The sequence below is a fragment of the Nitrospinota bacterium genome, from assembly GCA_035528715.1.
GTDB lineage: Bacteria > JADFOP01 > JADFOP01 > DATKYB01 > DATKYB01 > DATKYB01.
Map to the genome: position 1 here is coordinate 1 of DATKYB010000063.1, position 5,282 is coordinate 5,282.

The following is a 5,282-nucleotide window of genomic DNA, read 5'->3' on the forward strand; positions in this document are numbered from 1 at the left end:
TATTTTATCACGTTAACTATTTTTCTAATTTTTTGTTTTTGCCGTTTCAAGAATCTCTAAAACTCTCCAGTGTTTCCTTTTACTGAGGGGCCTTGTTTCAATAATCTTAACTTTATCACCTGTTGAGCATTTACTGTGTTCATCATGAACCATATACTTTTTTGATCTTTTAACTATTTTTCCAAAAGTAGAGTGTTTAACTTTTCTTTCAACATTGACAATGAAAGTCTTATCACTCTTATTTCTTATCACTACCCCCTCAAAAATCTTTCTTTTACATTGCCCCTTCATTCAATGCTTCTCCTTTTTCTCTTTTATTCTCCTTATTCTTTTCATTAAGGATCGTTTCAATCCTAGCAATATCCCTTCGTACTATTCTTATCCTAATAGGATTCCCTATCTGACCTGTTGCATCTTGAAACTTAAGATTAAACAGTTCATTTTTGAGCTCTTTTCCTTTGTTTGTTAGCTCTTCTATCGTCAGTTCCCTCAGTTCACTGGCTTTCATCTCTAATCCTTTATACTAATCATTAGAAACAAATTGAGTAGCAACAGAAAGTTTATGAGATGCTAGTCTCATTGCTTCTTTTGCAACTTCTTTAGGGATACCATCCATCTCGTATAAGATTCTTCCAGGCTTAACAACGGCTACCCAAAACTCTGGGGCTCCTTTCCCTTTCCCCATTCTCGTCTCTGCTGGTTTTTTTGTAATAGGTTTATCAGGAAAGATTCTTATCCAAACCTTCCCTCCTCTTTTAACATGGCGCGTTATAGCTATTCTTGCTGCTTCTATTTGTCTATTGGTAATCCAGCCGGCTTCTGAGGCCATGAGACCATAATTGCCAAAATTCAAAGTATTTCCTGCAGATGCTTTACCTTTTCTTCTTCCTTTTTGCATTTTTCTATATTTCGTTTTTTTTGGCATCAGCATTTTTCAGTCCTCACTGATAGTATAAGAATCTTTACTTTACCTCTAAAATTTCTTTTTCTTCTGTGTCTTCTTTTACTGAAAAAACTTCACCCTTGAATATCCAGACTTTTACGCCAATCACCCCATATAAGGTCTTAGCGATTGCAAAACCGTAATCTATATCAGCCCTTATTGTCTGTAAAGGAATCCTTCCTTCTTTGTACCATTCTTTTCTTGCCATTTCTGCCCCACCTAATCTCCCCGCACATTTAATCTTAATGCCCTGTGCACCAAACCTTAAAGCAGCGGTTACACTCCTTTTCATAGCTCTTCTAAAAGAGACTCTTTTCTCAAGCTGGAGAGCTATGTTTTCAGCAATTAACTGGGCATCTATCTCTGCCCTTCTAATCTCAATAATATTAAGAACTATCTCTTTATTTGTAAAATTAGATAATTCATTTTTTAACCTATCAACCTCAGAACCTTTTCTACCTATAATGATTCCAGGCCTAGCAGTGTGAATATTAATCTTTACTCTATTAGCAGCCCGTTCTATTTCTACTTTCGATATACCTGCATGAAAAAGTTGCTTTTTGATATAATCCCGAATAAAAATATCTTCATGCAATAATTCTCCATAAGTTTTCTTTGCAAACCAATTAGACTGCCACTGCTTATTTATCCCTAGTCTAAAACCTATTGGATGTACCTTTTGTCCCAAAAATTACCCCCTTAATAGATTTAAAATTTAAGATTAAGTTTCCTCTAACAATAAAGTTATATGACTTGTCCTTTTAATAATCCTTGTCGCCCTTCCTCTTGCCCTTGGTCTAAATCTCTTTAACACAGGCCCCCCATCAACTGTTGCTTTTTTAATAATAAAAGAATCAATATCACTCTTTTCAGAGCTTCTCTCTTCTGCATTGGCAATGGCTGATTTTAGCAATTTTTCAATAATCCTTGCTGAACCCCTATGGGTAAAAGCTAGGATATTAAGAGCCTCATTCACCCTTTTCCCTTCTATGAGGGCTGTTACCAGCCTTGCCTTTGTAGGCGAAGTACGAACATATCTTACTGATGCCACAGCCTGCATTAGCGTAACCCCTAAATTAGAATTAACTTTCCTATGTTAAAGTTGTAACCCTTTTTGTATGTCCACTGTGGGTTCTAAAAATCCTTGTTGGTGAAAATTCACCTAATTTATGACCAACCATGTTCTCTGTAACGTAAACAGGAATAAATTTTTTACCATTATGAACCGCAAAAGTATGTCCTATAAATTCAGGAACAATTGTAGATCGCCTCGACCATGTCTTAATAACTTTTTTTTCATTTTTGTTATCTAAATCAACGACTTTCTTTAATAAATTTTTATCTACATAAGGCCCTTTTTTTAACGAACGCACCACAGTCCTCCACTTTTATTTCTTTCTCTTTAAAATATATTTATCAGAATATTTCTTTGCTCTCGTTTTAAATCCCTTTGTCGGAACACCCCACGGAGTCCTTGGGTGACCCCCTCCAGAAGTTTTACCTTCACCGCCTCCATGGGGATGGTCAATGGGGTTCATGGCCACACCTCTCACTTTGGGTCTTCTACCTAACCATCTTCTCCTTCCTGCCTTCCCAAGAGAAATATTTTCGTGTTCAGGATTCCCTACGTCTCCAACCGTTGCCATACACTCCTGATGAATAAGTCTCACTTCTCCTGACCTGAGTTTAATATGTGCAAAATTTCCTTCTTTAGCTAATATTTGAGCTGAACAACCCGCGCTTCTTACTAACTGGGCCCCTTTCCCTTTACTAATTTCAATGTTATGTATTACTATACCTACTGGTATATTCTTGAGAGGAAGAGCGTTGCCAGATTTAATATCTACAGAACTACCTGAGATAATTGTATCTCCCACCCTAAGACCGTTAGGGGCTATAATATATCTTTTTTCCCCGTCTTTATAATTAAGTAAAGCGATCCTTGCAGACCTATTGGGATCATATTCAATAGAAGCAATTTTTGCAGGAATATCAAACTTATCCCTTTTAAAATCAATGATTCTGTAACTTCTTTTATGTCCTCCCCCCCTGTGACGAATCGTAATTCTTCCAAGATTATTTCTCCCTCCTCTCTTCTTAGAGGGCATTAACAGACTTTTTTCAGGAGAGGTTTTTGTGATCTCCTCAAAAGTAAAAACACTTTGAAATCTTCGCCCAGGAGAAGTAGGTTTATATTTCTTTATAGGCATTTCACCCTCATGAATCTAAATTATTTTACACCCTCAAAAAATTCTATTTTGTCACCTTCTTTTAAGGTGATAATTGCCTTCTTCCAATCAGGCCTCTTCCCTTCTTTAAATCTCAATCTCCTTTTCTTCCCTCTGATCATTACTATATGAACATCTAAAACATCAACATTAAAGATATTGGAAATAGCCTTTTTTATCTCTTTCTTATTAGCATTAGCATCTACTTGAAATACAACTTTATTTTCCTTCTCTGTAAAGAGAGTGGTCTTTTCAGTAATAACAGGCCTTTTAACAATAACGAATGGGTCTCGCATTATGAAAGTCGCTCCTCAATCTTGTGTAGTGACTCCTCGGTTAATATTACAGTATCATAATAAAGTAAATCATATGCATTCAGGCCTTCTACTCTAAGAACCTTTGCATAGCGTAGGTTTCTCACCGAGAGTTCTAAGTTCTTATTTTCTTCAGAAACAATTAAAATAACGCTTCCAGAAACATTTAGATCCTTTAGCAAAGAAATAATCAATTTTGTCTTTGGCTCTCCTATTTCTATTTTTTCAATCACTTTCAAACTATTGTTCTGGACTTTAGAGGTCAAAATAGACCTTAAAGCTTGCTTCCTAACTTTTTTAGGAACTTTATATGAAAAATCTCGAGGATGAGGACCAAAAATGATTCCTCCCCCTCTCCACAAAGGAGACCTTGGAGTACCTGCTCTTGCTCTTCCTGTCCCCTTTTGCCTCCATGGTTTAGCACCTGTAGCGTTAACTTTTGATCTATTCTTAGTTGATGATGTCCCCCTTCTACGATTTGCCAATTGCATAACGACAACATCATGTATAAGGTGCTCTTTTATTTTTGTATTAAAAATATCTTCTTTTACAGAAGCACTTTTTTTAATATTATTTTTTGTATCAACAATATCCAGATTTATCATTTTACTATTAGTTAATCTATATAATTACTTTATAATTACTTTTTTTCCGCTTTCTTCTTTTTCTTGCTCTTTTTTATAAAGAGCAACCGACCTTTACTTCCAGGAAGGGAACCTTTAACTAAAAGAACATTCTGTTCTTTTATAATACGAATAACCCTTAAGTTTTGAACGGTAACCCTTTCACTACCCATATGTCCAGGGAGTTTCGTACCTTTAAAAACACGAGATGGATCAGCTGATGCACCTATAGAACCAGGATGTCTGAAATATTCATGGGACCCATGAGTTGCAGATGAAGTTCCTGAAAACCCATGTCTTTTCATTACACCAGCAAATCCTTTCCCTTTCGAAATACCGGCAACATCTACATAATCTCCAGGATTAAAGATATCTACCGCAACCTCCTGTCCTGTTTGTATATCCTCAACACTGTCCACCCTTATTTCTCTTAGGTACCTCGTAGGTTTTATACTAGATTTATCAAAATGGCCCTTTATAGGCTTTTTAACTCTTTTTTCAGGAATTTCCTGAAACCCCAGTTGTACAGCATTATACCCGTCTCTTTCCTTTGATTTTACCTGAACAACCTTACATATTCCTGCCTCAATTACGGTAACAGGAATAATATTCCCCTCATCCGAAAATATCTGAGTCATACCTATCTTTTTACCTAACAATCCATCAATCATCCCAAATTTCCTCATTATAATTTAATTTCTATATCAACCCCTGCTGATAAATCCAGCTTCATTAGAGCATCTAAAGTCTCAGAATTAGGTTCTAATATATCTAATAATCTTTTATGTGTTCTGACCTCAAACTGTTCTCTTGACTTCTTATCAACATGAGGGGACCTTAATACTGTATATCTGTTTTTTAATGTAGGGAGAGGTATGGGACCAACAACCCTTGCTCCTGTCCTCTTAGCAGTATTTACGATCTCACTCACAGATTGATCAAGAATTCTATGATCATAAGCCTTTAATTTTATTCTAATCTTTTGATTCACCATATCTCTCTTTCCTTCTTCACCTACTCTATAATTTCACTGATAACACCTGCTCCTACAGTCCTTCCACCTTCCCGAATAGCAAATCTTAACTCCTTCTCCATCGCTATCGGCGTAATTAACTCTACACTAGCACTTACATTATCTCCAGGCATAACCATCTCTACACCCTCAGGTAAACTT

General features: G+C 36.1%; 12 protein-coding genes. All 12 read right to left on the reverse strand.

The window, feature by feature from the left end; genetic code table 11:
* Positions 1-24: 24 nt before the first annotated feature.
* On the reverse strand, positions 25-291 hold the full coding sequence (gene rpsQ / locus VMW81_04940; protein ID HUU50283.1) for a 30S ribosomal protein S17: 267 nt from the start codon (positions 289-291) through the stop codon (positions 25-27).
* Positions 275-508: a 50S ribosomal protein L29 gene (rpmC, locus tag VMW81_04945; GenBank protein HUU50284.1), complete on the reverse strand. Its 234-nt coding sequence runs from the start codon at positions 506-508 to the stop codon at positions 275-277. The genes rpsQ and rpmC overlap by 17 nt, the downstream gene beginning before the upstream one ends.
* Positions 509-523: 15 nt before the next feature.
* Positions 524-931, reverse strand: a complete 408-nt coding sequence (gene rplP, locus VMW81_04950) for a 50S ribosomal protein L16 (protein HUU50285.1) — start codon at positions 929-931, stop codon at positions 524-526.
* A gap of 31 nt (positions 932-962) precedes the next feature.
* On the reverse strand, positions 963-1,631 hold the full coding sequence (gene rpsC, locus VMW81_04955; protein HUU50286.1) for a 30S ribosomal protein S3: 669 nt from the start codon (positions 1,629-1,631) through the stop codon (positions 963-965).
* Positions 1,632-1,664: 33 nt separating this feature from the next.
* A complete protein-coding gene (rplV, locus tag VMW81_04960; GenBank protein ID HUU50287.1) occupies positions 1,665-2,003 on the reverse strand; it encodes a 50S ribosomal protein L22 in 339 nt (112 codons plus the stop codon).
* Between the two features lie 31 nt (positions 2,004-2,034).
* Positions 2,035-2,319 (reverse strand): 30S ribosomal protein S19, encoded by a 285-nt coding sequence (gene rpsS, locus VMW81_04965; protein ID HUU50288.1) that lies wholly within the window; start codon positions 2,317-2,319, stop codon positions 2,035-2,037.
* Positions 2,320-2,331: 12 nt separating this feature from the next.
* A complete protein-coding gene (gene rplB, locus VMW81_04970; GenBank protein HUU50289.1) occupies positions 2,332-3,153 on the reverse strand; it encodes a 50S ribosomal protein L2 in 822 nt (273 codons plus the stop codon).
* Positions 3,154-3,173: 20 nt separating this feature from the next.
* On the reverse strand, positions 3,174-3,467 hold the full coding sequence (gene rplW, locus VMW81_04975; protein HUU50290.1) for a 50S ribosomal protein L23: 294 nt from the start codon (positions 3,465-3,467) through the stop codon (positions 3,174-3,176).
* Positions 3,467-4,090 (reverse strand): 50S ribosomal protein L4, encoded by a 624-nt coding sequence (rplD, locus tag VMW81_04980; GenBank protein ID HUU50291.1) that lies wholly within the window; start codon positions 4,088-4,090, stop codon positions 3,467-3,469. Before rplD ends, rplW begins: the two co-directional genes overlap by 1 nt.
* 35 nt (positions 4,091-4,125) lie before the next feature.
* Positions 4,126-4,779 (reverse strand): 50S ribosomal protein L3, encoded by a 654-nt coding sequence (gene rplC / locus VMW81_04985; GenBank protein HUU50292.1) that lies wholly within the window; start codon positions 4,777-4,779, stop codon positions 4,126-4,128.
* 14 nt (positions 4,780-4,793) lie between these two features.
* The gene (gene rpsJ, locus VMW81_04990) at positions 4,794-5,102 is read right to left on the reverse strand and encodes a 30S ribosomal protein S10 (GenBank protein HUU50293.1); all 309 of its coding nucleotides are present in this window, start codon (positions 5,100-5,102) and stop codon (positions 4,794-4,796) included.
* A gap of 20 nt (positions 5,103-5,122) precedes the next feature.
* Positions 5,123-5,282: elongation factor Tu (gene tuf, locus VMW81_04995; GenBank protein HUU50294.1), on the reverse strand; the 160-nt coding region annotated here is incomplete at its 5' end.

Excerpts from the sequence above, each read along its gene's own strand:
- rpsQ (HUU50283.1), bottom strand. The coding sequence starts at position 291 with ATGAAGGGGCAATGTAAAAGAAAGATTTTTGAGGGGGTAGTGATAAGA.
- rpmC (HUU50284.1), bottom strand. The coding sequence starts at position 508 with ATGAAAGCCAGTGAACTGAGGGAACTGACGATAGAAGAGCTAACAAAC.
- rplP (HUU50285.1), bottom strand. The coding sequence starts at position 931 with ATGCTGATGCCAAAAAAAACGAAATATAGAAAAATGCAAAAAGGAAGA.
- rplV (HUU50287.1), bottom strand. The coding sequence starts at position 2,003 with ATGCAGGCTGTGGCATCAGTAAGATATGTTCGTACTTCGCCTACAAAG.
- rplB (HUU50289.1), bottom strand. The coding sequence starts at position 3,153 with ATGCCTATAAAGAAATATAAACCTACTTCTCCTGGGCGAAGATTTCAA.
- rplW (HUU50290.1), bottom strand. The coding sequence starts at position 3,467 with ATGCGAGACCCATTCGTTATTGTTAAAAGGCCTGTTATTACTGAAAAG.
- rplD (HUU50291.1), bottom strand. The coding sequence starts at position 4,090 with ATGATAAATCTGGATATTGTTGATACAAAAAATAATATTAAAAAAAGT.
- rplC (HUU50292.1), bottom strand. The coding sequence starts at position 4,779 with ATGATTGATGGATTGTTAGGTAAAAAGATAGGTATGACTCAGATATTT.
- rpsJ (HUU50293.1), bottom strand. The coding sequence starts at position 5,102 with ATGGTGAATCAAAAGATTAGAATAAAATTAAAGGCTTATGATCATAGA.